Annotated in this window: 20 protein-coding genes and 2 pseudogenes; 17 read left to right on the top strand and 5 right to left on the bottom strand. The window is 64.2% G+C overall.

Features of this window, described 5'->3' with window-relative positions; genetic code table 11:
• Window positions 1-94 precede the first annotated feature (94 nt).
• Window positions 95-1,000 carry a DUF2189 domain-containing protein gene (locus IVA92_RS25160; RefSeq protein ID WP_247276814.1) on the top strand — a complete coding sequence of 302 codons (906 nt, stop codon included), beginning with the start codon at window positions 95-97 and terminating at the stop codon, window positions 998-1,000.
• A 57-nt stretch (window positions 1,001-1,057) separates the two neighbouring features.
• On the opposite strand, the gene IVA92_RS25165 is transcribed toward IVA92_RS25160, so the two are convergent.
• Together IVA92_RS25165 and IVA92_RS25170 are read right to left on the bottom strand one after the other, a co-directional pair.
• On the bottom strand, window positions 1,058-2,245 hold the full coding sequence (locus IVA92_RS25165) for a DUF2865 domain-containing protein (RefSeq protein ID WP_247276815.1): 1,188 nt from the start codon (window positions 2,243-2,245) through the stop codon (window positions 1,058-1,060).
• 147 nt (window positions 2,246-2,392) lie between these two features.
• Window positions 2,393-2,698, bottom strand: a pseudogene (locus tag IVA92_RS25170) (hypothetical protein).
• Window positions 2,699-2,986: 288 nt separating this feature from the next.
• On the opposite strand from IVA92_RS25170, the gene cysS reads away from it, so the two are divergent.
• The 4 genes from cysS to IVA92_RS25190 all read left to right on the top strand — a co-directional run bounded on the left by cysS (window position 2,987) and on the right by IVA92_RS25190 (window position 7,060).
• Window positions 2,987-4,369, top strand: coding sequence for a cysteine--tRNA ligase (gene cysS / locus IVA92_RS25175; protein ID WP_247276816.1), 1,383 nt, complete (start codon window positions 2,987-2,989; stop codon window positions 4,367-4,369).
• Window positions 4,370-4,484: 115 nt separating this feature from the next.
• Window positions 4,485-4,976 carry a GNAT family N-acetyltransferase gene (locus IVA92_RS25180; RefSeq protein WP_247276817.1) on the top strand — a complete coding sequence of 164 codons (492 nt, stop codon included), beginning with the start codon at window positions 4,485-4,487 and terminating at the stop codon, window positions 4,974-4,976.
• The gene (gene cimA / locus IVA92_RS25185) at window positions 4,973-6,571 is read left to right on the top strand and encodes a citramalate synthase (protein ID WP_247276818.1); all 1,599 of its coding nucleotides are present in this window, start codon (window positions 4,973-4,975) and stop codon (window positions 6,569-6,571) included. Before IVA92_RS25180 ends, cimA begins: the two co-directional genes overlap by 4 nt.
• Window positions 6,572-6,682: 111 nt before the next feature.
• Window positions 6,683-7,060 (top strand): VOC family protein, encoded by a 378-nt coding sequence (locus IVA92_RS25190; RefSeq protein WP_247276819.1) that lies wholly within the window; start codon window positions 6,683-6,685, stop codon window positions 7,058-7,060.
• 3 nt (window positions 7,061-7,063) lie between these two features.
• Here the strand turns inward: IVA92_RS25190 and IVA92_RS25195 are convergent, their stop codons facing one another.
• Window positions 7,064-7,669: a TIGR00730 family Rossman fold protein gene (locus IVA92_RS25195; RefSeq protein WP_247276820.1), complete on the bottom strand. Its 606-nt coding sequence runs from the start codon at window positions 7,667-7,669 to the stop codon at window positions 7,064-7,066.
• Between the two features lie 201 nt (window positions 7,670-7,870).
• Between IVA92_RS25195 and IVA92_RS25200 the strand changes: the two genes are divergently transcribed.
• From IVA92_RS25200 to IVA92_RS25215, 4 genes and pseudogenes are all read left to right on the top strand, one after another.
• Window positions 7,871-9,829 (top strand): ABC transporter ATP-binding protein/permease, encoded by a 1,959-nt coding sequence (locus IVA92_RS25200; RefSeq protein ID WP_247276821.1) that lies wholly within the window; start codon window positions 7,871-7,873, stop codon window positions 9,827-9,829.
• Between the two features lie 72 nt (window positions 9,830-9,901).
• Window positions 9,902-10,615 (top strand): annotated as a pseudogene (locus tag IVA92_RS25205) (phosphatidylserine decarboxylase); the annotation flags it as partial.
• Window positions 10,616-10,702: 87 nt separating this feature from the next.
• A complete protein-coding gene (locus tag IVA92_RS25210; RefSeq protein WP_247276823.1) occupies window positions 10,703-11,587 on the top strand; it encodes a phosphatidylcholine/phosphatidylserine synthase in 885 nt (294 codons plus the stop codon).
• Window positions 11,588-11,709: 122 nt separating this feature from the next.
• On the top strand, window positions 11,710-12,429 hold the full coding sequence (locus IVA92_RS25215) for an RraA family protein (RefSeq protein ID WP_247276824.1): 720 nt from the start codon (window positions 11,710-11,712) through the stop codon (window positions 12,427-12,429).
• 17 nt (window positions 12,430-12,446) lie between these two features.
• On the opposite strand, the gene IVA92_RS25220 is transcribed toward IVA92_RS25215, so the two are convergent.
• Window positions 12,447-12,740 carry a hypothetical protein gene (locus IVA92_RS25220; RefSeq protein WP_247276825.1) on the bottom strand — a complete coding sequence of 98 codons (294 nt, stop codon included), beginning with the start codon at window positions 12,738-12,740 and terminating at the stop codon, window positions 12,447-12,449.
• A 100-nt stretch (window positions 12,741-12,840) separates the two neighbouring features.
• Here IVA92_RS25220 and IVA92_RS25225 point away from each other — a divergent pair, with 100 nt between their 5' ends.
• The 8 genes from IVA92_RS25225 (at window position 12,841) to IVA92_RS25260 (ending at window position 22,410) form a co-directional block, all read left to right on the top strand.
• A complete protein-coding gene (locus IVA92_RS25225) occupies window positions 12,841-13,665 on the top strand; it encodes an SDR family NAD(P)-dependent oxidoreductase (protein WP_247276826.1) in 825 nt (274 codons plus the stop codon).
• 198 nt (window positions 13,666-13,863) lie between these two features.
• Window positions 13,864-14,637 carry a MotA/TolQ/ExbB proton channel family protein gene (locus IVA92_RS25230; protein ID WP_172788099.1) on the top strand — a complete coding sequence of 258 codons (774 nt, stop codon included), beginning with the start codon at window positions 13,864-13,866 and terminating at the stop codon, window positions 14,635-14,637.
• Window positions 14,638-14,660: 23 nt separating this feature from the next.
• The gene (locus tag IVA92_RS25235; RefSeq protein WP_247276827.1) at window positions 14,661-15,491 is read left to right on the top strand and encodes a flagellar motor protein MotB; all 831 of its coding nucleotides are present in this window, start codon (window positions 14,661-14,663) and stop codon (window positions 15,489-15,491) included.
• A gap of 171 nt (window positions 15,492-15,662) precedes the next feature.
• Complete coding sequence (locus IVA92_RS25240) at window positions 15,663-17,561, top strand: potassium transporter Kup (protein WP_247276828.1); 1,899 nt, start codon at window positions 15,663-15,665, stop codon at window positions 17,559-17,561.
• Window positions 17,562-17,699: 138 nt separating this feature from the next.
• Complete coding sequence (locus IVA92_RS25245; protein WP_247276829.1) at window positions 17,700-19,622, top strand: potassium transporter Kup; 1,923 nt, start codon at window positions 17,700-17,702, stop codon at window positions 19,620-19,622.
• 156 nt (window positions 19,623-19,778) lie between these two features.
• Window positions 19,779-20,105: a rhodanese-like domain-containing protein gene (locus IVA92_RS25250; protein WP_247276830.1), complete on the top strand. Its 327-nt coding sequence runs from the start codon at window positions 19,779-19,781 to the stop codon at window positions 20,103-20,105.
• Window positions 20,106-20,112: 7 nt separating this feature from the next.
• Window positions 20,113-21,294, top strand: a complete 1,182-nt coding sequence (locus tag IVA92_RS25255; RefSeq protein ID WP_247276831.1) for an aminotransferase — start codon at window positions 20,113-20,115, stop codon at window positions 21,292-21,294.
• A gap of 3 nt (window positions 21,295-21,297) precedes the next feature.
• The gene (locus IVA92_RS25260) at window positions 21,298-22,410 is read left to right on the top strand and encodes a polyamine ABC transporter substrate-binding protein (protein ID WP_247276832.1); all 1,113 of its coding nucleotides are present in this window, start codon (window positions 21,298-21,300) and stop codon (window positions 22,408-22,410) included.
• A gap of 105 nt (window positions 22,411-22,515) precedes the next feature.
• Here IVA92_RS25260 and IVA92_RS25265 read toward each other — a convergent pair whose 3' ends face one another.
• Window positions 22,516-23,448, bottom strand: coding sequence for a lipid A biosynthesis lauroyl acyltransferase (locus IVA92_RS25265; RefSeq protein ID WP_247276833.1), 933 nt, complete (start codon window positions 23,446-23,448; stop codon window positions 22,516-22,518).
• Between the last annotated feature and the right edge of the window lie 4 nt (window positions 23,449-23,452).

Genomic DNA, 23,452 nt, shown 5'->3' on the forward strand with positions numbered 1-23,452 from the left:
CGACCCATCGCGTTTCCTGCTTATCCGGCGGACACGCGTGGCTGGAAAGCGCGTGTCATCGAATCCGCGATTTTCAGCACGGGAGGGTCCGTTCATGGCCACTCTGTACTCCCACGACATCAGGCGGCACGTATTCGGCGAAGCGGCCTCCTATCCCATTCGCAAGATCAGCTTGTCCGACCTGTCCGAGGCCCTGCGCCTGGGTTGGGGGGATTTCCAGGCAATGCCGAGTCACGCGATCATCGTGTGCGTGATTTATCCCGTTCTCGGTCTCGTCCTGTTCAGGATGGTGCTCGGCTATTCGGTGCTGCCGCTACTGTTTCCGCTGGCCGCCGGCTTTGCCTTGGTCGGGCCTTTTGCCGCCATCGGTCTCTACGAGCTCAGCCGTCGTCGCGAGCGCGGCGAGGAGGTCGATGCATGGGATGCGTTCAAGGTGCTGCGCGCACCCTCGTTCGGCGCCATGGTAGAACTCGGCGTGCTCCTGCTGGTCCTGTTCGGGGCCTGGATCGGTGCCGCGAACGCAATCTATGTCGCGATCTTCGGTCACGCGGCGGCCGCAAGCATTCCCGACTTCGCAACGCGCGTGCTGACGACACCGGAAGGCTGGTCGCTCATCATCGTCGGTTGCGGCGTCGGCTTCCTGTTTGCGGTTGTCGCGCTGTGCGTCAGCGTCGTGTCATTCCCGTTGATGCTCGACCGGCATGCGACTGCGATCGACGCGATCCGCACGTCGCTCCGAGTGGTGGCGGCGAATCCGATTGCGATGGCCGGATGGGGCCTCATTGTGGCAGCGCTGCTCGTGATCGGCTCGCTGCCGCTCTTCGTCGGCCTTGCTGTCGTTCTGCCGGTGCTCGGTCATGCCACCTGGCACCTCTACCGGCGGGTGGTCGAGCCGAATCCGAACCCACCGGACGCACCGCCCCCGCCCCGGAAGGGAAGGCGCTACGCAGCAGACTTTCCGGCCAATCTCTTCCCCTGGAGCCGCGAGGGAGAGCCGTAACGGCCGAAACGGCCGCGCCGGCGGCCGCCTGCGCGGAGCATGACAGAAAGTAACGGCCTACTTCTGCTGCTGCGGCAGGAAGGTCGGGCCGACTGAACGGATCGGCTTATTCTCGGAGTTAGCGGTGGTGCCGGTATCCGCCGGCGACGTCGTGGCCGGCGTATTGGCCGTCGTCGGCGCCGAAGCTGCGCCCTTCTTGGCATTCGCAGGCGTGCCCTTGTTGAGCCGCTGCTGCTGCATCTTCCTGGCGCTCTCTTCGGTGACGATGATGTCGCCCTGCTGCTCGACTGCGGCCTTGTCGTCCGCCGATTTCAACGCGTCCGCCCAGGTCTGGCCTGCGGCCTTGCAGGAGCAGGATGGGTTGAACTCGCTGCGGAACTTGAACGCTGTCGGCAGCGCCGTGTAGGGCTGGCCGCCGATCGAGACCGCCGAGTTCATGTCTTCGCCGGGATTGCGATGGGTGTAGAGCACGGCCTCCGCGGCCGGGCACAGCGCCTTGCAGGTTTTCTCGTCGTCGGGGAAGCGCGCCGGCACGGTCGCAAACGAGATCGGAAAATAGGCGCCGTCGCAGGTGCGCACGCACACGGTGCGAAAGGTGGCGGATTGCGGGCCGAGATCGGCGGGCGGAACGGCTTGCGGATTGCCCGCGTTATTGCCGCCAAACAGATTGCTGAGGAAGTTGCCGCCGCCTTGCGACTGCGCCGCGTTGGCATATTGCGGGCCGCAATTGTTCTGCGCCAGCGCCGCCAGCACCGAACGGCGCTGATTGTCGCGCTCGGGGCTGAAGCCGCCGGGGCCACCGCCGCGCAGGCGCTCGAGATTGCCAGTGATCTGATCCAGATTGGCGCGCATCTGCTGGATCTGGGTGTTGACCGGGCCGCATTGCGCGGATTGGCCGCTGAACAGCGAGAAGAAGCCGGAGGAATCGCAGCCCATGCGCTTGGCCTGCATGGTGACGCGATCGAGCTCGGCCTGCTGACGGGTCTGGGAATCCTGGTAGCGGCGGATCTGCTCTTCGCGCGCGGGGTCACCACCGCCGCCGCGGTCGAGTGCGGCGAGCTGGCCTTCCAGCCGCACGCACATCGGATTAGGGCCGAGCCCGTTCTGGGCGGGCTGAGGCGGCGGTCCCGGAGGGCCGACCTGCGCGAAAGCGCCGGTGGCGAGCACGACCGTGCTCAAGAGCACGGTGCAGACATGGAGGAAGCGGGCACGGGGCAGGGACAACAATTCAGGCATATCCGCCATTCTAGCGAGGTCACGGCCCAATGTGACTTGGGAAGCCGAAGTGACTTGAGGGCCGAAGCGCGCCCTCCCATAGCCGCTTCCTGCGGCATCGTCACGTCGTTTCAGGGGCCAAAGATTGGGCCTAAGGTCCGCCAGTTCCGAGGGAATTCAGCGCTGGCAGGTGATTGCGACATATTCGTCGCAACGGCCATGGGAGCAGTTTGCGCCGGATTTGGGGACGGAGCCGGTAATTTCGTCGGGATCGACCCGGCGATAGGCCGAGGCCTGGGCAAAATCCCGTCAATGGCAATAGGTGCGCGCGACGGAGGCGCCGCATCTCTCGCCCTTGGCCAGGCACTGGTCAACTCCATAGCCGTCCGCCTGGTTGGCAATGATGAAGACGCGCGTCTCGGCGTAAGCGCTGGCTGCCGCAAGGGTGGAGGCGCACAAAATCAGGACGAGCAAGGATCGCATGAAAATACCCGTGAAAAAATGGAACCGCCAGTTCCAGAATGGGCTCAAGTGGTTAAGGATCACGAACCAGCAGGGCGAGCCGCGTGCTTTGCGGAGATAAAGCGGCGCTTTCGCGGCTCTCTTGACGCGGAGCCGCCTCATAGCCCATATGTGGCCGCATGAACGGTCTCCTCGCCATTTGCGCCATTTGCCGCGAGATTACGAGCTAGCGATTCGCTGGCTGGAGCCGTCTTTTCTCAAAAACATTGAGAGCCTTGGACGCCCGGCCAACAGCCGACGGGTATCCATATGGAATTGCGCCTCTACGATACGCTGAGCCGGGAAAAGCGGACCTTTGTACCGCTCGATGCCAACATCGTGCGCATGTATGTCTGCGGACCGACCGTCTATGACTTCGCCCATATTGGCAATGCGCGGCCGGTGATCGTGTTCGACGTGCTGTTTCGGCTGCTGCGCCATCTCTATGGCGAGGCGCATGTCAAATATGTCCGCAACATCACGGACGTCGACGACAAGATCAACGACCGCGCCGCGCGGGATTTTCCCGGCCTGCCGCTGAACGAGGCGATCCGCAAGGTCACGGAGGAGACGGGCCGGCAGTTTCATGCCGACGTCGATGCGCTGGGCGCGCTTCGACCGAGCGTCGAGCCGCGCGCGACCGAGCATGTCGGCGAGATGCGCGAGATCATCGAAAAACTCGTCGCCGGCGGCTTTGCCTATGTCGCTGAGGATCATGTGCTGTTCTCGCCGCAGGCAATGAACGCGGCCAATGCCGGCCTGCCGCGCTACGGCGCGCTATCCAATCGCTCGCTGGACGAGATGGTCGCCGGCGCCCGCGTCGATGTCGCGCCCTACAAGAAGGGCAACACCGACTTCGTGCTGTGGAAGCCATCAAAGCCGGGCGAGCCGTCATGGCCATCGCCGGCGGGCATCGCCGCGCAGGGACGCCCGGGCTGGCACATCGAGTGCTCGGCAATGGCCTGGAAGCATCTCGGCGAGCATTTCGACATCCATGGCGGCGGTATCGATCTCGTGTTTCCGCATCACGAGAACGAGATCGCGCAGACCTGCTGCGCCTTCCACCAGCAGCGCATGGCGAACTACTGGATGCACAACGGCTTCCTGCAGGTCGAGAGTGAGAAGATGTCGAAGAGCCTCGGCAACTTCATCACCATCCATGAGCTGCTTGCGGATTGGCCGGGTGAGGTGCTGCGTCTGAACATGCTGAAGACGCATTACCGCTCGCCGATCGACTGGACCATGAAATCGCTGGAGGAGAGCGCCAAGACGCTCGACGACTGGTATCGCGTTGCGGCCGACGTCGAATCCGGCAGGCCGGCAGCATCCGTGGTCGAGCCGCTGCTGGACGACCTCAACACGTCCCTTGCGATCGCGGCGCTGCACGGCTTGCGCGGCAGCGACGTGAACGGCTTGGCGGGATCGTTGCGGCTGCTCGGTTTTCTCTCCGAGAGCGCTGCGCAATGGGAAAGCCGCAAGCAGCAGGCGAGCGGCATCGATGCGAAGGAAGTCGAACGCCTGATCGCGGAACGGACGGCCGCCCGTCGTCGTAAGGACTTTGGGGAGTCCGATCGCATCCGCGATCTGCTCGCCGCGATGGGCGTTGCGATCAAGGACTCCAAGGAAGGCACGACCTGGGAGATTGCGCGATGAAGCGGCCCGACACGCCTTTTCCGCGGCACTGGCTCTACTACATCGCGCTGAAGATCGCACTGCTCGGCGCGGCCGTGGCGATCGTGCTGAAACTCTATGGGATGTGGTGAAGACCATGGGACAGACTTTGCCAAAGCCCGCACTCAGGCCGTTCCTGCCGGCCGACGTGCCGGTGCTCGCCGCGATCTTCACCGCCAGCATCGAGGAGCTGACCGGCGACGATTATAGCGAGGCGCAGCAGCAGGCCTGGATGGAGACGGCGGAAAGCGAAGAGTTCGGCAAGCGGCTCGCCGCCGACCTGACCCTGGTCGCGACGCTGGAAGGCTCGCCCATCGGTTTCGCCTCGCTGCGCGGCAACGATCATATCCGCATGCTCTATGTGCATCCCGGAGTGAGCGGGCAGGGCGTTGCGACCATGCTGGTCGATGCGCTGGAGAAGCTTGCCGGCGGCCGCGGTGCGACGAGCCTCTCGGTCGACGCCAGCGACACCGCACAGGGCTTCTTCGCCAAGCGCGGCTACACCGCCCAGCAGCGCAACAGCGTCACCGTCAATGATGAGTGGCTCGCCAACACGACCATGAAGAAGACGCTTGGAGCGCCGCAATGAGCAAGGAGCGTCTCTATCTGTTCGACACCACGCTGCGCGACGGCGCGCAGACCAACGGCGTCGATTTCACGCTGGCCGACAAGCAAGTCATCGCGGCGATGCTCGATGATCTCGGCATCGACTATATCGAGGGCGGCTATCCCGGCGCCAATCCGCTCGATAGCGAATTTTTTGCGACCAAGCCCAAGCTTAATCATGCGCGCTTTATCGCCTTCGGCATGACGCGGCGGGCCGGGCGCTCGGTCTCCAACGACCCTGGTGTCGCCGGGTTGCTGGAAGCAAAGGCCGACGCGATCTGCTTCGTGGCGAAGTCATCGGCCTATCAGGTGCGCGTTGCGCTGGAGACGACGAAGGAGGAAAACCTCGCCTCGATTCGCGACAGCGTCGCGGCTGCGAATGCCGCCGGCCGCGAGGTAATGCTCGACTGCGAGCACTTCTTCGACGGCTACAAGGAAGACGCGGCGTTCGCGCTCGCCTGCGCCAAGGCCGCCTATGAGGCCGGCGCGCGCTGGGTGGTGCTGTGCGACACCAATGGCGGAACCATGCCTGACGAGGTCGAGGACATCGTCACCGAAGTGACGAAGCACATCCCCGGCGATCACGTCGGCATCCATGCCCATAACGACACCGAGCAGGCGGTGGCCAACTCGCTCGCTGCGGTGCGTGCCGGCGCACGGCAGATCCAGGGCACGCTGAACGGCCTTGGCGAGCGCTGCGGCAACGCCAATCTCTGCTCGCTGATCCCGACGCTGAGGTTAAAGAAGGGCTTTGCCGACGCCTTCGAGATCGGCGTCACGGCCGAGAAGCTGGCAACGCTGGTCAAGGTCTCGCGCACGCTCGACGACATGCTCAATCGCGTGCCGAACCGGCATGCGGCCTATGTCGGCGAGAGCGCCTTTGTCACCAAGACGGGCATTCATGCCTCCGCCGTGCTGAAGGATCCACAGACCTACGAGCACGTCCTGCCGGAACTGGTCGGCAACCACCGCAAGGTGCTGGTCTCCGACCAGGCCGGACGCTCCAACGTCATTGCCGAGCTCGATCGCGCCGGCATTCCTTACGAGAAGAGCGATCCGAAGCTGACGCGCCTCGTCGAGGAATTGAAGGCGCGCGAGGCGGCGGGCTACGCCTACGAATCCGCAAACGCCTCGTTCGAGCTCCTGGCGCGCCGGACGCTCGGGAAGGTGCCGCACTATTTCGAGGTCGAGCAGTTCGACGTCAATGTCGAGCAGCGCTACAATTCGCATGGCGAGCGCGTCACCGTCGCTTTGGCCGTGGTCAAGGTCGACGTCGCCGGCGAGCGCCTGATTTCAGCCGCCGAGGGTAACGGTCCCGTCAACGCGCTCGACGTCGCCTTGCGAAAGGATCTCGGCAAGTACCAGACCTACATCGAGGGCTTGAAACTAATCGACTATCGCGTGCGTATCCTGAACGGCGGCACCGGTGCGGTCACGCGCGTCCTGATCGAGAGCGAGGACGAGAACGGCGACAGTTGGACCACGGTCGGGGTGTCTCCGAACATCATCGACGCTTCGTTCCAGGCGCTGATGGATTCGGTGATCTACAAGCTGGTGAAGTCGGGGGCGCCGGCGTAGCTATCAGGGAGTCATTCCGGGGCGGTCCGCAGGGCCGAACCCGGAATCTCGAGATTCCGGGTTCACGCTTCGCGTGCCCCGGAACGACAGCGGAGAGGGGGAGCGCGACCAATGATCGATCACATCTCCGTCGGCGTCAGCGATCTCGATCGCGCCGCAAAATTCTACGAGGCCGCGCTCTCCGCGCTCGGCCTCACGCGCCTCGTGACGCGACCGCGGACGGTCGGCTTCGGCAAGGCCTATCCAGAGTTCTGGATCAACTTGCGCGAGGGCATGCCGCACGTCCCGCCGGAGAGCGGCGTGCACATCTGCCTGCGGGCGAAGACGACTGATGAGGTCGATGCGTTTCACGCCGCCGCGCTGTCCGCCGGCGGTGCCTCCGATGGCGCGCCCGGCCTCCGCCCCCACGATCGCGTGCGCTATTATGCGGCGTTCGTCAGCGATCCCGACGGCAATCGCATCGAGGCGGTGACGTTTCCGAGCGCGTAATCCTTACAGCCGGCGTGCCACTTCCGGAGCCATCTGCTTTTCCGCCTCGGCGACCTGGGCGGCGGCTGCCTTCAGCTTCGGTAAAATATCCTCGACGCGATCGGCCTTGAGGATGTCGATCGACAGGCCGGCGCGGATGAACTCGGTCTGGCGCATATGCGACAAGAGCGAGAACAGCGGCTCCCAGAAATTGTCGATGTTGGCGAGCAGCACCGGCTTGGCGTGACGGCCGAGCTGCTTCCAGGTCATCTGCTCGACCAGCTCCTCCAGCGTGCCGACGCCGCCCGGCAGCGCCACGAAGGCATCGGAGCGTTCGAACATCAGCCGCTTGCGCTCGTGCATGTCGGGGGTGACGATCATCTCCTGCACCCGCGTCAGCGCGTTCTCGCGCAGCCGCAGGAAGTCGGGGATGATGCCGGTGACGGTGCCGCCGTGATCCAGCACGGAGGTCGCGACCGCGCCCATCAGGCCAAGCGAGCCGCCGCCATAGACCAGGCGGATGTTGTTCTCGGCGAGCGCCTTGCCGAATGCCTTGGCACCTTCGGTAAAGTTGGGATTGGTTCCGGGGCCGGAGCCGCAATAGACACAGACGGTTTTGATTGTGCTCATTGGTGCCATGATGCATTGCAGCGAAGAGGCGTCAAGCCAAATCCGTGATTCGGTACTCCCGGAAATCTACCGGCAAATAGCGACAAACAATCGAAGATTCGCCATCTGGCGGGGTGCGCTGGCATCGGGAAGGCTCTATATGACGGGCGAAAATCGCAAATCGTAACGCCGCCCGCATCCGGCGGGCTTTCAGGCTTTTTGATGGACCAACCTCAATCGTTCGACGGCGCCGACGTTCCTGATCCTCCCGCGGGGCAAGGGCTGGAGCGGGCCACGCTGATGGGCACGCTGGCGCATCTGTGGCCCTATATCTGGCCGGGCGACCGCTTCGACCTGAAGATGCGGGTGGTCTGGTCGCTGGTGCTGCTGCTCGCCGCAAAGCTGATCACGCTCGCGGTGCCGTTCAGCTTCAAATGGGCGACGGACGCGCTGACCGGCGCCAACACGGCGCCGGTGCAGGCGGACAATTGGCAGCTCTGGGTTATCGCCCCGCCGCTGCTGCTGACCGCGAGCTACGGCGCGATGCGCATCCTGATGGCCGTGCTGACGCAATGGCGCGACGGCATCTTCGCCCGCGTCGCCATGCATGCAGTGCGCAAGCTTGCGACCATCACCTTCATTCACATGCACGAGTTGTCGCTGCGCTTCCACCTCGAGCGCAAGACCGGCGGTCTGACGCGGGTGCTCGAGCGCGGCCGCGAGGGCATCGAGGTCATCGTGCGCATGGTGATCCTGCAGCTGATCCCGACCATCGTCGAGGTCTCGCTGCTGATGGCCGTGCTGCTCTGGCAGTTCGATTGGCGCTACGTGGTCGCCACTCTGATCACGGTCACGCTCTACATGTATTACACCTACATCGCGACCGAGTGGCGGATCGGCATTCGCCGCAAGATGAATGATTCCGACACCGAGGCGAACACCAAGGCAATCGACTCGCTGCTCAACTACGAGACCGTCAAATATTTCAGCGCGGAGGCGCGCGAGGCCCAGCGCTATGACAGATCGGTGGCGCGTTACGAGGAGGCGAGCGTCCGCACGTATACTTCGCTCGCGGTGCTCAATACCGGCCAGGCCGTGATCTTCACGCTCGGCCTGACCGCGACCATGCTGATGTGTGCGATCGGCGTGCGCAACGGCACCAACACGGTGGGCGATTTCGTGCTGGTCAACGCCATGATGATCCAGCTCTACCAGCCCCTGAACTTCATGGGCATGGTCTATCGTGAGATCAAGCAGGCGATCATCGACATCGAGAAGATGTTTGGTGTGCTGGGCCGCGAGGCCGAGATCAAGGACGCGCCCGATGCGCAGCCGCTGGTCGTCTCCGCCGGCACCGTGCGCTTCGAGGACGTGCGCTTTGCCTATGAGCCGACGCGGCCGATCCTGAAGGGCATCAGCTTCGAGGTGCCGGCCGGCAAGACGGTCGCGATCGTCGGCCCCTCGGGTGCGGGCAAATCGACGATCTCGCGGCTGCTATTCCGTCTCTATGACGTCTCCGGCGGAAAGATCTTGATCGACGGCCAGGATCTTCGCGACGTCACGCAGGCCTCGCTGCGCGCGTCCATCGGCATGGTGCCGCAGGACACCGTGCTGTTCAACGACACCATCCGCTACAACATCCGCTACGGCCGATGGGACGCCAGCGATGTCGAGGTCGAGGAGGCGGCGCGGCTGGCACAGATCGACCATTTCATCCGCTTGGCGCCGATGGGCTACGAGACCCAGGTCGGCGAGCGTGGCTTGAAGCTCTCCGGCGGCGAGAAACAGCGCGTCGCGATCGCGCGCACCGTCTTGAAGGCGCCGCCGATCCTGGTGCTCGACGAGGCCACCTCGGCGCTCGACACCCACACCGAGCACGAGATCCAGGGCGCGCTTGACCGCGTGGCCAAGAACCGCACTTCGCTGGTGATCGCGCACCGGCTCTCGACCATCGTCGGCGCCGACGAGATCATCGTGCTGGATCAGGGCCGTATCGCCGAGCGCGGCACCCACGCAAAGCTGCTCGCGCAGGGCGGCCTCTATGCCAGCATGTGGAACAGGCAGCGCGAGGCCGAGGCAGCGCGGGAGAAACTGGCCAAGATGGCCGACAGTAGCGAGGCACCCAACCGGGAGCCGCCGCCGGTCAATGATTCCCTGACGGCGCCTGCGGCGGCGGAGTGACCTTGTCTCGGGTGCCAACTCTGGCCTAAACAACTCCACCGCGCGGGACGGCCCCGTGCGCCGTCAACCCTTCAGCGGCAGAGAGCGATGTCCATTCTCGATTCGATCCAGCGTCAGATCCCGCCGATCCACAAGGAGGGCTATCCCTTCATCGGCGGTTTCGCGCTGGCAAGCCTGATCCTATTCTGGCTGTGGTCCCCTCTGGGGTGGATCGGCACGATCCTGACTGTGTGGTGCGCGCTGTTCTTCCGCGATCCCGTCAGGGTCACGCCGGTGCGCGAGGGGCTCGTGGTGTCGCCGGCTGACGGCCGCGTCTCGATGATCACCATGGCGCTCCCTCCGGCCGAGCTCGGGCTCGGCGACCGGCCGTTGCCGCGCATCTCGGTGTTCATGAGCGTGTTCAACTGCCACGTGAACCGCAGCCCGATCGCGGGCAGGGTGGACCGCATCGCCTACCGGCCCGGCCTGTTCATCAATGCCGAGCTCGACAAGGCGAGCGAGGACAATGAGCGAAACTCGCTGGTGATCACGACGCCCACGGCGCGGATCGGCGTGATCCAGATTGCCGGCCTCGTGGCCAAGCGCATCGTCTGCTTCGTCAAGGAAGGGCAGGCGATTGGCGCCGGTGAGCGCTTCGGTCTTATCCGCTTCGGCTCGCGGCTCGACGTCTATCTGCCGGTCGGTACCAAAGCGCTGGTATGGGAAGGGCAGACCGCGATCGCTGGCGAGACGATTTTGGCCGATCTTGCCGGGGACGACGCCAGCCGCACCTATCGCACCAATTAACCAATAAGTCGTTCCAGGAAGCCGTTCCGCCGCAATGGCGGAGGGGAGCGCGGCTTGCTATATCTCGCCTTGAGGTGAGGACGAGCCATGACGCCCTACGATTTCAAAGATCCTGACGCGCGCCGGCGGCGGTTCCGTCCGATTCCGGTGCGGATGCTGGTGCCCAACGTCATCACGCTGCTGGCGATCTGCGCCGGCCTGACCTCGATCCGGCTGTCGATCGAGGGGCGGATGTCGCTCGCGGTCTATGCCATCGTGTTCGCGGCCGCGCTCGACGGCATCGACGGCCGCATCGCGCGCATGATCAAAGGCCAGTCCAAGTTCGGCGCCGAGCTCGATAGCCTCGCCGATTTCGTCAATTTTGGCGTTGCGCCCGGCCTGATGCTGTATTTCTGGCAATTGCACGAGCTCGGCAATGCCGGCTGGATCGCCGCGATGGTGTTCGCGATCTCGGGCGGTCTGCGCCTTGCCCGCTTCAACGCCACGATGGATGATCCGAACAAGCCGGCGTTTGCGGCCAATTTCTTCACCGGCGTGCCGGCGCCGGCCGGCGCCATCACCGTGCTGCTGCCGATCTATGTCGCGTTCCTCGATCTCGGACGCTGGCCCGCGGCGGTAACGGCAGGCTACACGCTCTTGATCGCCTTCCTGATGGTGTCGCGCCTGCCAGTGTTCTCCGGCAAGACCAAGCGCATGCGCGTGCCGCCCGAGCTGGTGCTGCCGGCGTTCGTCGCCGTCATCGTCTTCATCGCGCTGTTGATCGCCTATCCCTGGCACGTGCTGTCGATCGGCACGGTGCTCTATCTGCTCTGCCTGCCGCTCGGCTACAAATCCTACCGCGATCACGCGCGGGCGATGGAAACCACCGCGCCGGCGGGAGGTGAGGTCGCGTCACCGCCTTCGGCGCCGACGCTGGCGAATTTGTCCGAGCCGCCGCACGACGACGACGACCGGCCCGGACGGCTGCACTAAGCGGCCACACGCGGATATCTGCCATGAGTCCCGCTGAGTTGGGTTGATGCCTGATCTCGGCTATATCGCCCTGTGACGGCGGCACCGCGCCAACAGCGGCCGCCAATTTGGGAGAGAACGCCGTGACCAATTCCGCGACCGGGCCGCTGCCCGCTTCCGTCCTCGAAGCGCTGGGCCGCTATGATACGCCGACGATCTGCAATGCCATGGAGATCGTGGCGCCCGAGCGCCGGCTGATCGGCTACACCACCAAGCAGCTTGTTTGTCCGTTCCCCGATCTGCCGCCGATCGTCGGTTATGCCCGCACGGTCATGATCCGCTCGGTGCTGAAATCCTCGCTTCCTGCTGAGGAGCAGTCCAAGCGCCGCATCGACTATTACGAATATGTCGGCACCGGCCACGGTCCGCGCATCTCGGTGATCCAGGACATCGATGGCCCCGACGTTGGCTATGGCGCGTTCTGGGGCGAGGTGCAGAGCAACGTGCACAAGGCGCTGGGCTGTCTCGGCGTCATCACCGACGGCTCGATCCGCGACATCCCGCAATGGGCCCCGGGCTTCCAGGCCTTGGCAGGCTCGATCGGGCCGTCGCATGCCTGGGTGCATGCGGAGAGCTTTGGCGGCGAGGTGCGTGTCGCCGGCATGACCGTTAAGTCGGACGACCTGATCCATGCCGACCAGCACGGCGCCATCGTGATCCCGATCGACGTCGCGGCAAAGCTGCCCGAGGCAGCCGAGCTCTGCGGCCGCCGCGAGACCCCGATCCTCGAGATCGCCCGCAGTCCCAACTTTTCGCTGGAGAAGCTGAAGGCGGCGCTGAAGCGCTCGGCGGAGATTCACTAGACGCGCGGCGGAGCGGCCTACGGTCGGGGCACCGACCGTGGGCCGCCTTGTTCCGTCAGAAACAGGGCAGCCTGATCCGGCTCGCCGAACACCGCGGCGGCGCATCCGATCAGGGTGAAGCCGCCCGCAAGGTCCCACAAGGTGATGTCGTCCGCATTGTCCGGGAGATGGATCAACCGCGCCGCGATCACGGCGAAGGCGGCCTCGACAAAAAGCAGGGCGCTGAACGCTGGCAGCACCAGCTCCGGCTCGAGCAGATGGAGCGCCAGTACCGCCGGCAGCGCAGTGAGAAGACTGAACAACGTCAACATGGCAAATGGGCTCCTGCGATGGAGCATGCCGCATAGCTACAGAGTACCGCATGATGGCGCGTCACGGATGTGACGCAGGGCCGCAGTTGGAGGAAGCGCAATGAGGATGAAGGGCAAGACGGTTCTGATCACCGGCTCGACCGACGGCGTCGGCCGCTACGTTGCAGGCCGCCTGGCCAAAGAAGGTGCGAGGGTCCTGATCCATGGCCGCGACGCGGCGCGTGCGAAGACCTTGAGCGACGAGATCGTGGAGGCCGGCGGTATCGCGCCGACTTTCTACCAGGCCGACCTGTCATCGATGTCGGGCACGCGTGCGCTCGCGGAGGCCGTGAAACGTGACCACCAGCGCCTCGACGTCCTGGTCAGCAATGCCGGCATCGGCTCGCAGAATGACGGCCCGCAGCGGCAGGTCAGTGCCGAGGGTCACGAGCTGCGATTTGCCGTGAACTATCTCGCCGGTTTCCTGCTCGTCCATCTGTTGCTGCCATTGCTGAAGGCGGCTGCGCCGTCGCGCATCGTCAACGTCGCCTCGCTCGGCCAGCACCCGATCGAGTTCGACGACGTCATGATCACCAGGGGCTACAGCGGTTCGCGCGCCTATGCGCAGAGCAAGCTCGCTCAGATCATGTTCACGATCGATCTGGCGCAGGAATTAAAGGGCACCGGCATCACCGTGAACGCGCTGCATCCCGCGACCTACATGAACACCACGATGGTGCGCGCCGGCGGGATCACTCCGATGTCGACGGTCGAGCAAGGCGGTGCAGCCATCCTCCACCTCGTCGAGGGCGACGACGTCGCTGATCGAAGCGGATTGTTCTTCAACGGTATGAACGAGGCACGCGCAAATCCGCAGGCCTACGATGCCGACGCGCGCAAGCGCCTGCGTGCGCTCAGCCTGGAGCTGACGGGGTTATCGTCCTAGCGACCGTTATGGTTAGCGAAGTGTTGAGATTCCCGCCGCCCACCAGGAATCGCAGCGCCTGCGGCGCGCCGTACCTCGCTGTCCAGACTTAACCTTTACGCGGCTTTAAGGGCGGCGCTCTAGGGTTCCGATGCGGTTCGGGGTTGGGCCGCGCCAGCGGCCAGGACGGCCGTTGTCGTGTACGCATTGGAGTCTCCCATGGATATCATGACGAGCGTCGGGCTCATTGCGGGCACCATCGTCATCGTTGCGATGATCTTCATGGGCGGCGATCTCCACATGTTCATCTCCGAACATGCGATGATCATCATTTTCGGCGGCTCGATCTCCGCCACCATGATCCGCTTTCCTCTCAGCGCGCTCCTGCATGGCCTTCCGCTCGGCGCCAAGTTCGCTTTCACCATGAGCCGCCTGTCGGCCCACGACCTCGTCGACGAACTCGCCCGCATCGCCGAGATCGCCCGCAAGCAGGGCCCGGTCGGCCTGGAAAAGGTCGAGACCGACGAACCCTTCCTCGCCAAGGGCATCCGCTACGTTGCCGACGGTTACGACCTCGACTTCATCCGCGACAATCTCGAGCGCGACCGTGACAACTTCCTGATGCACCTCGACGAGGGCAGCAAGATCTACCGTGCCATCGGCGATTGCGCCCCTGCCTTCGGCATGATCGGTACCCTGATCGGCATGGTGCAGATGTTCGCCAACATGACCGACCCTTCCAAGCTCGGCCCGTTCATGGCGACCGCGTTGCTCGCGACCCTCTACGGCGCGCTCGTCGCGAACCTGTTCTGTTTGCCGATCGCCGACAAACTTCACGGCAAGCTGCTGGATGAGGAGACCAATCGCACCCTGATCATCGACGGCATCCTGATGATCCGCGACTCCAAGAGCCCGACCTTGGTGCGTGAAATGCTGCTGGCCTATCTGCCGGAGAAGCACCGTCACGCCGACGGCGAGCCGGTGCCGGCCTGATCGCGCGCGCCGGGATCTAGACCATGGCCAAGAAGAAACGCGGCGATGCGCACGGCGGCGGTCACGGCTGGTTCGTGACCTTCGCCGACCTGATGGGCCTGATGATGAGCTTCTTCGTGATGCTCGTCGCGTTCTCGACCCAGGACGCCAACAAGTTGAAGATCGTCGCCGGATCCATGCGCGACGCCTTCGGCGTGCAGAGCGAAGCGCGCTATGCCGGCATCGTCGAGTCCGACGGTCTGCCGACGCGGCCGCGGCTGAAGAACGTCGACCATATCCAGCCCGAGGAAGCTTCCAACACGCCGACGCCCGACCAGGATGATCGCGACCGCACCTCGGGGGCGAAGATCAAGGTCGACCGCAATTTCGCGCTCGCCGCGGCCTCGCTGCGCCAGGCGTTGCAGGACATGCCGGAACTGACGGAAATGTCCAAGCACATCATGTTTGAAGAGACCAAGCAGGGCCTCAACCTCGAGATCGTCGACCAGGATGGCCGCTCGATGTTCGCCGACGGCTCCAAGGTGCCTTACGACCGCACCCGCCGCTTGGTCGAGAAGCTCGCGATCCCGCTCAAGGCGACGCCGCTTCGCGTCTCCATCGCCGGCCACACCGCGGCGGGATTTGTGCCGGTCCGCAGCGACTACGGCGCCTTCGACCTGTCGGCCGACCGCGCGAATGCCGTGCGCCAGATCCTCGAACGCGAAGGATTGCCGCCGTCGCACATCTTCGCTGTCTCGGGCAAGGCGGACACCCAGCCGCTGTTTCCGGACGATCCCTCGCTCGCGGCCAATCGGCGGGTGACCATCACCCTGATGCGGGAAGATCCGCCACTGCCGCCGAATCTGAAGCCGTAGGGACTTGCGCTACCATCTTACCTGAGGCATCTCGTCGCGCTGCGGCGAGCGTGACCGCGCCGTCACAGCATCCGGCTCGGCGCCTGCTATGGTGGTGAGCCGGTTGACAGGCCCGCCGGAAGCGTCAAAAGGCGCCGGATCAAATTCAGGGACGAAGCGTTCTCCACCCTCATGACGGCGAGCATCACATCGACCGAGACCCAGGAAGGGCCGGTCACATCAGGTTTTTGGGCCCTTACGCTCGGGAGCATTGGCGTCGTCTTCGGCGATATCGGCACTTCGCCGCTCTATGCCTTCCACGAGGCGGTCAGAGGCGCGGCCCATGGCGAGCCGGTCTCGCGGGTCATCGTGCTCGGCGTGCTCTCGCTGATCCTATGGGCGCTTCTGATCGTCGTCACCGCCAAATACGTCCTGCTGCTGCTGCGCGCCGACAATAACGGGGAGGGCGGGACGCTCTCCCTGATGGCACTCGGCCAGCGTGCGCTCGGGCGGCGGAGCTGGTTCCTGCTCGCGCTCGGCGTGGTTGGCGCCTCCATGTTCATCGGCGATTCCATGATCACACCGGCCATCTCGGTGCTGTCGGCGGTCGAGGGTCTCAAGCTCGCAACCCCTGCGTTCGAGCACTACGTCGTGCCGCTCACGGTGCTCATCCTGGCATTGCTGTTCGCAGTGCAGAGCAAGGGCACCGCGCTGGTCGCCTCGGCGTTCGGGCCGGTGATGGTGGTCTGGTTCACCGTCATCGCGGTGATGGGAGCTGTCCACATCGCCGACGACCCCTCAGTGCTGGCGGCGATTAATCCCTATTACGCGGTGCAGTTCGTGCTGTCGCACGGCACGATCGGCCTTGTCACACTCGGCGCCGTGTTCCTGGCTGTGACCGGGGGCGAGGCGCTCTATGCCGATCTCGGCCATTTCGGGCGCAAGCCGATCCAGTCAGCCTGGATGTTCTTCGTGCTGCCGGCGCTCCTGATCAACTATTTCGGGCAGGGTGCGCTGGTGCTGTCCGATCCCAGCGCGATCGAGCATTCCTTCTATCGCATGGTGCCTGAAAGTCTGGTGCTGCCGCTGGTCGGGCTTGCGACTGTCGCGACCGTGATCGCTAGTCAGGCGGTAATCACGGGCGCCTATTCGCTGGTCTATCAGGCGGTGCAACTCGGCCTGCTCCCTCGCTTCGAGGTGCGCTACACCTCCGAGACCCATGCCGGCCAGATCTATCTGCCGCGCGTCAACCGGCTGCTGCTGATCGGTGTGATGCTGCTGGTGCTGCTGTTCCACACCCCCAGCAATCTGGCTTCGGCCTACGGCATCGCGGTCTCCACCACCATGGTCGCCGACGGCATCATGGGCTTCATTGTCATCTGGAAATTGTGGAACTGGCGCGCTGCCACGGCTGCGGCCGTGATCATGCCCTTCGTCGTCGTCGACCTAAGCTTCTTCAGTGCCAATCTGCTCAAGCTGCTCGAAGGCGCCTGGGTGCCGCTGCTGTTCGGCGTCGCCATGGCGGGGACGATTTGGACCTGGCGGAAAGGCTCGGGGATCCTGATCCAGAAGACGCGCCGGATCGAGGTGCCGCTGGACGATCTGATCCGAAGTCTGGAGAAGCGGCCGCCGCATATCGTCAAGGGCACGGCCGTATTTCTGACCAGCGATCCGTCGTTCGTGCCGACGGCGCTGCTGCACAATCTCAAGCACAACAAGGTGCTGCACGAGCACAACGTGATCCTGACCATCGAGACCGCGCATACGCCGCGGGTCGACCTGTCCGAGCGATTCCGCATGGAAAAGATCAGCGACAAGTTCTTCAAGGTCCGCTTGCGCTTCGGCTTCATGGAGCAGCCGAACGTGCCGAAGGCGCTCGCGATCGCGCGCAAGCAGGGTTGGCAGTTCGACATCATGTCCACGTCGTTCTTCGTGTCGCGACGATCGCTGAAGGCCTCGGCCCAGTCGGGCATGCCGCTGTGGCAAGACCACCTCTTCATCGCGCTGAGCCGGTCGGCCAACGACGCCACTGACTATTTCCAGATTCCCACGGGGCGCGTGGTTGAAGTCGGGACCCAGGTCACCATCTAAATGCAACTGCCGGAGTCATGCAAATTTGCATGCCTAAGGCCCGGAATCGGGCTATGCTATGCCGGTAGCGCAGGACTATAAGCCGCGCGCCCTTCCGCCATTGTGCAGTGAAGCATTTTAGAGGCCACCAGGCTCTCCATGACAAGCGACGTAGCAATTTCGGCCCCGGAAACGGCGGCGGCCAATGGCGATGCCCATACCACGGCTCGTTTCGGTGCGCTGACGCTCGGTAGCATCGGTGTCGTCTATGGCGACATCGGCACCAGCCCGCTCTACGCATTCCGCGAGGCCGTGATGGCGGCTTCGGGGGCGGAGGGGCTACCAACGCCGGCGGCCGTGCTCGGGGTGCTGTCGCTGATCCTGTGGGCGCTCATCGTCGTGGTGACGCTCAAATACGTCGTGATCCTGCTCCGCGCCGACAATAATGGCGAGGGCGGCACGCTGGCGCTGATGGCGCTGGCCCAGCGCGCCGTCGGAACCGGCGGAGCGACCGTCGTCCTGCTCGGCATCATCTCCGGCGCCCTGTTCTACGGCGATGCCGTGATCACGCCCGCACTTTCGGTGCTGTCGGCGATCGAAGGCATGAAAGACGTGACGCTGCGGTTCGAGCCCTACATCGTGCCGCTGACTGTGGCGATCCTGGTCGGCCTCTTCGCCGTGCAGTCGCGCGGCACCGCCCGGGTCGCCGCCTTCTTCGGCCCGATCATGTGCGTCTGGTTTGCGGTGATCGCCGCGGCGGCGGTCCATCCGATCATCGCGCAGCCGGAAGTGCTGTACGCGCTGAATCCGCTCTACGCCGTGTCATTCATGCTTCAGCATGGCGTCATCGGCTTCGTGACCTTGGGCGCGGTGTTCCTGGCGGTCACCGGTGCCGAGGCGCTCTATGCCGACCTCGGCCATTTCGGCAAGCGGCCAATCCAAACGGCCTGGTTGTCTATCGTGCTACCATCGCTCGCGCTGAACTATCTAGGGCAGGGGGCGCTCGTCCTCAGCGATCCCGGGGCGATCGTGAGTCCGTTCTTCCAGCTCTTCCCGCAAGGTTTTATTCGCGGCAGCATGGTGGTGCTTGCCACCATGGCCACCGTGATCGCGAGCCAGGCCGTCATCACCGGCGCCTATTCGCTGACGCGGCAGGCGATCCAGCTCGGACTGCTGCCGCGCTTCGAAATTCGCCATACGTCAGAGGCCCATTCCGGCCAGATCTTCATCCCGCGCATCAACCAGCTGCTGCTGGTTGCGGTGGTGCTGCTGGTACTCCTGTTCCGATCCTCCAGCGCGCTCGCCTCGGCCTACGGCATCTCCGTCACCGGCACCATGGTGGTCACGGCGATGATGGGCTTCGTCGTGATCTGGAAGGTCTGGCGGTGGTCTGCGTTCGCCGCCGCAGCGCTCATCGTGCCGTTCCTGTTTCTCGACCTGACCTTCCTCGCCGCGAACCTGCTCAAGGTGTTCGAGGGCGGCTGGGTGCCGCTGGCGCTCGGCGCGCTCATGATCATCCTGATGTACACGTGGCGGCGGGGCAGCCGGCTGCTGTTCGACAAGTCGCGCAAGCTCGAATTCCCGCTCGCCGACCTTGTGGCGATGCTGGAGAAAAGGCCGCCGCAGCGGGTGCCCGGCACAGCCGTGTTCCTGACCTCGGACCCACTCAGCGCGCCGACGGCGCTGATGCATAGTCTGAAGCACTACAAGGTGCTGCACGAGAAGAACGTCATTCTCACTATCGACACCGCGCAGACCCCGCGCATCGACCCGGCCGACCGGGTGCGGCTGGAGCAGATCTCACCGACCTTCTCAAAGGTGACGCTGAAATTCGGCTTCATGGAATCGCCCAACGTGCCCAAGGCGCTGGCGATCGCGCGCAAGCTCGGCTGGCAGTTCGATATCATGTCGACCTCCTTCTTCCTGTCGCGGAGGGCGCTGAAGCCGGCGGCCCATTCCGGTATGCCGCGCTGGCAGGACCGGCTGTTTATCTCGCTGAGCCGCTCGGCGAACGACGCCACCGACTATTTCCAGATCCCCTCTGGCCGCGTGGTCGAGGTTGGAACGCAGGTCACGATCTAGGCAGGCAAACCAACGCTGCGCTTCAAGTCGCTGCGATTTAGCTTTAACTTGCACCGCTCAGCTCAAGCCATTGTAGCGCTTGATTTTCGTCGGCCGAGAGGCGAGGTTGCCGCCGACCGGGTGCCCCGGCCAATAGGCGCGACGTTGGAGGATGATGTGGCAAATCAGGTACAGGATCTGACCCCGGACGAGGTCTCCAAAGGTGTCGCGGAAGGCCGCTATCTGCTGGTCGACGTCCGCGAGCCGAACGAGGTCGAAGCCGAGGCCTATCCTTACGGCGTCGTGGTTCCGCTCTCGACCTTCGATCCCAAGGCGATCCCGGATCCCGAAGGCAAGCAGGTCGTGTTCGCCTGCCGATCGGGCAAGCGCTCGGTGACCGCCTCGCTCGCGGCGCAGGCGGCGGGCCTGCCTTACGACAAGCATCTGGCCGGCGGCATGCTGGGCTGGAAAGCGGCCGGTCTTCCCAGCAAGGTTGGCGGCTGAGCTCGCGATGACGACCAAGAGCTCGTCGCTAAACAAGGTCTTCGCCGACCTTCCCGTCACCATCTTCGAGGCGATGTCGCAGGCCGCGCGCGACAATGCCGCAATCAATCTCGGCCAGGGTTTTCCTGACGATCCCGGCCCCGAGGACATCCGCCGGGCCGCGGCTGATGCCTCTCTGCACGGCTACAACCAGTACCCCTCGATGATGGGCCTGCCCGAGCTGCGCCAGGCGATCGCAACCCATTACGGGCACTGGCACGGGCTCAAGCTCGATCCGATGAGCGAAGTGATGGTGACCTCCGGGGGCACCGAGGCGCTGACCTCGGCAATTCTCGCGGTGGTTCAGCCCGGCGACGAGGTGGTCTGCTTCCAGCCAGTCTATGATTCCTACCTGCCGATCATCCGACAGGCGGGCGGCACTCCGCGCCTCGTCCGACTCGAGCCGCCGCACTGGCGGCTGAATGAGGACATGCTGAAAAGCGTCTTCAATTCAAAGACCAAGGCGGTGCTGTTCAACAACCCTTTGAATCCCTCCGCGGTGGTGTATCCGCGCGAGGACCTCGAGCTGCTGGCGCGCTACTGCCAGGAGTTCGATGTCATCGCGATCTGCGACGAGGTCTGGGAGCACGTCACTTTCGACGAGCACAAGCACATCCCGCTGATCACCATCCCCGGCATGCGCGAGCGCACGATCAAGGTCGGCTCGGCCGGCAAAATCTTCTCGTTGACGGGGTGGAAGATCGGCTTCGTCTGCGCCGCGCCGCCGCTCTTGCGCGTCGCCGCCAAGGTGCACCAGTTCTTGACCTTCACCACCGCGCCGAACCTCCAGGCCGCCATCGCCTACGGCCTCGGCAAGCCCGACGACTACTTCCTGTCGATGCGCAAGGACCTGACGCGGAGCCGCGACCGTCTCACCAAAGGGCTGGAGAGCCTCGGTTTTCCTGTGCTGAGGTCGCAAGGCACCTACTTCCTCACGGTCGATCTGTCGCCGCTCGGGCTGAACGAGAGCGACACCGAGTTCTGCTGGCGGATTGTGAAGGACTACAAGGTGGCGGCGATCCCGGTGTCGGCCTTCTACGAGCAGGACCCGGTGACCTCGGTGGTGCGCTTCTGCTTTGCCAAGAAGGACGAGACGCTCGACACAGCACTCGAGCGGCTGTCGGATGCGGTGCGCGGGCGCAAGAGGTAGAAGATGACGAACGTCGGCCGCTTCAGGCTTTGCTTCGCTCTCGCAATTGCCGCAGCGCTGACGTTGCTCTCCGCCCCTGCAAGTGCGGAGGAACGGGTCGTCAACTTCTACAACTGGTCCAACTACATGGCGCCGGAGGTCCTTGAGAACTTCACCAAGGAAACCGGCATCAAGGTGGTCTACGACACCTTCGACGCCAACGAGACGCTGGAGACGCGCCTGATGGCCGGCAAGTCCGGCTACGACGTCGTGGTGCCCACCGCCTATTTCCTGCAGCGCCAGATCAAGGCCAATATTTTCCAGAAGCTCGACAAGTCGATGCTGCCTAACTTGGCCAACGCCTGGCCCGTGGTGACCGAACGCCTCGCGATCTATGATCCCGGCAATGTCTACGCCGCCAACTACATGTGGGGTACGACGGGCATCGGCTACAATGTCGCCAAGGTGAAGCAGATCCTGGGGCCGGATGCGAAGATCGACAGCTGGGACATCGTCTTCAAGCCCGAGAATTTGACCAAGTTCAAAGACTGCGGGGTGCACATGCTCGACTCCGCCGACGACATCTTTCCGGCAGCGCTGAATTATCTCGGGCTCGATCCGAACTCGACCAACCAGGCGGACCTGGAGAAGGCTGCCGACGTCGTGGCAAAAGTCCGCCCGTCCGTGCGCAAGTTTCACTCCTCCGAATACTTAAGCGCGCTCGCTACCGGCGAGATCTGCTTCGTGGTCGGCTGGTCCGGCGACATCATGCAGGCCCGCGCCCGCGCTGCGGAGGCCAAGAGTGGCATCGAGATCGGCTATGCCATTCCGAAAGAGGGTGCGCAGATGTTCTTCGACAATCTCGCGATCCTCGCGGATGCCAAGAACGTCAAGGAGGCCTACGAGCTGATCAACTATCTCTACCGCCCCGATGTTGCCGCCAAGAACTCGGACTTCCTGTCCTACGCCAACGGCAACCTCGCCAGCCAGAAACTGGTCAACCCAAAGATTTTGAACGACAAGAACATCTATCCGGACGAGGCGACGCTTTCGAAGCTCTTCGTCATCACCGCGCGCGAGCCGGCGACGCAGCGCATCATCAATAGACTCTGGACCAAGGTGAAGACGGGGCGGTGAGGAGCACACCCGTCATTGCGAGGAGCGAAGCGAAGCAATCCAGAATCTCTCCGCGGAGGCACTCTGGATTGAATCGTCGCTTCGCTCCTCGCAATGGCGGCGTAACTACCGCCACCTTCTATGCAGCCACAGCCATTGCTCCGGATGCTCGCGCACCCAGCTTTCCACCACGCTCGTGATCGCCTGGGTCGTGCCCTGGATGTCGATCTTGCCGTCGGCATCGCGCACCGGCTTGATCTCTTCGGTGAGCTCGCCGCGAAAGCGGCCGTCGGGCAGGCGGATGATGCGCACACCGTGGATCGGGCACTCGACCTGGCGCAAGAGGCGCGCCAGCATCGGGTTGGCGCGGGTCTTGCGGCCGAAGAAGGTGACCTCGACGCCGGCCGTCAGATATTGATCGATCAGCATCGCGACGTGCTTGCCGTCCTTGAGCGCCTGCGCGAGCCGCAGCGGCGCGTCGCGGCCTGCCGGGATCAACGTGCCCATGTTGACTTGGCGCATCTCCTGGATGATGCGGTCGGCGGAGGCGATGTTCGGTCGGCGATAGAGGATCGCAGTATCCAGCCCATGCGCGACGGCGGCGAGCGCCGGCAATTCCCAATTGGCCAGATGCGCGGCGAAGATCAGCGCCGGCTTGCCATCGTCGCGGATCTGGTCGAACAGCTCGATGCTGCGCGGCGACAATTCGATCCGGCTCTTCTCGGGGTGATCGCGGTCGTAGTCCCAGACATGGTCGATATGGGCGAACTCGGCGCCGACGCGGCCGAGATTGTCCCAGACGCCCATCAGGATCTGTTCGATCTCCTCTGGCGACTTCTCCGGAAATGCCGCAGTGAGGTTGGCGCGGCCGATGCGATGCTCGCGCAGACGCGGGCCGATGAGCTTTACGACGCGCGCGAAAAAGTCCGAAGTCTTGACCGGATCGAAATAGCGCGTGGTGCGCAGCAAGCCGACAGTCGCGGCGCCGATCAAGCTGCCGCCGAGCGATTTGGCAGCCTCCCGCGCGCGGGCCTTCGTGCTCGCAGTCAGCAGTGCCATGCGT

Source organism: Bradyrhizobium sp. 154 (genome assembly GCF_023073875.1).
Classification (GTDB): Bacteria; Pseudomonadota; Alphaproteobacteria; order Rhizobiales; family Xanthobacteraceae; genus Bradyrhizobium.

Bases quoted from the DNA above. Each gene is read 5' to 3' on its own strand.
- IVA92_RS25160 (WP_247276814.1), top strand. From the start codon at position 95: ATGGCCACTCTGTACTCCCACGACATCAGGCGGCACGTATTCGGCGAA.
- IVA92_RS25165 (WP_247276815.1), bottom strand. From the start codon at position 2,245: ATGGCGGATATGCCTGAATTGTTGTCCCTGCCCCGTGCCCGCTTCCTC.
- cysS (WP_247276816.1), top strand. From the start codon at position 2,987: ATGGAATTGCGCCTCTACGATACGCTGAGCCGGGAAAAGCGGACCTTT.
- IVA92_RS25180 (WP_247276817.1), top strand. From the start codon at position 4,485: ATGGGACAGACTTTGCCAAAGCCCGCACTCAGGCCGTTCCTGCCGGCC.
- cimA (WP_247276818.1), top strand. From the start codon at position 4,973: ATGAGCAAGGAGCGTCTCTATCTGTTCGACACCACGCTGCGCGACGGC.
- IVA92_RS25190 (WP_247276819.1), top strand. From the start codon at position 6,683: ATGATCGATCACATCTCCGTCGGCGTCAGCGATCTCGATCGCGCCGCA.
- IVA92_RS25195 (WP_247276820.1), bottom strand. From the start codon at position 7,669: ATGAGCACAATCAAAACCGTCTGTGTCTATTGCGGCTCCGGCCCCGGA.
- IVA92_RS25200 (WP_247276821.1), top strand. From the start codon at position 7,871: ATGGACCAACCTCAATCGTTCGACGGCGCCGACGTTCCTGATCCTCCC.
- IVA92_RS25210 (WP_247276823.1), top strand. From the start codon at position 10,703: ATGACGCCCTACGATTTCAAAGATCCTGACGCGCGCCGGCGGCGGTTC.
- IVA92_RS25220 (WP_247276825.1), bottom strand. From the start codon at position 12,740: ATGTTGACGTTGTTCAGTCTTCTCACTGCGCTGCCGGCGGTACTGGCG.
- IVA92_RS25225 (WP_247276826.1), top strand. From the start codon at position 12,841: ATGAGGATGAAGGGCAAGACGGTTCTGATCACCGGCTCGACCGACGGC.
- IVA92_RS25230 (WP_172788099.1), top strand. From the start codon at position 13,864: ATGGATATCATGACGAGCGTCGGGCTCATTGCGGGCACCATCGTCATC.
- IVA92_RS25235 (WP_247276827.1), top strand. From the start codon at position 14,661: ATGGCCAAGAAGAAACGCGGCGATGCGCACGGCGGCGGTCACGGCTGG.
- IVA92_RS25240 (WP_247276828.1), top strand. From the start codon at position 15,663: ATGACGGCGAGCATCACATCGACCGAGACCCAGGAAGGGCCGGTCACA.
- IVA92_RS25245 (WP_247276829.1), top strand. From the start codon at position 17,700: ATGACAAGCGACGTAGCAATTTCGGCCCCGGAAACGGCGGCGGCCAAT.
- IVA92_RS25255 (WP_247276831.1), top strand. From the start codon at position 20,113: ATGACGACCAAGAGCTCGTCGCTAAACAAGGTCTTCGCCGACCTTCCC.
- IVA92_RS25260 (WP_247276832.1), top strand. From the start codon at position 21,298: ATGACGAACGTCGGCCGCTTCAGGCTTTGCTTCGCTCTCGCAATTGCC.
- IVA92_RS25265 (WP_247276833.1), bottom strand. From the start codon at position 23,448: ATGGCACTGCTGACTGCGAGCACGAAGGCCCGCGCGCGGGAGGCTGCC.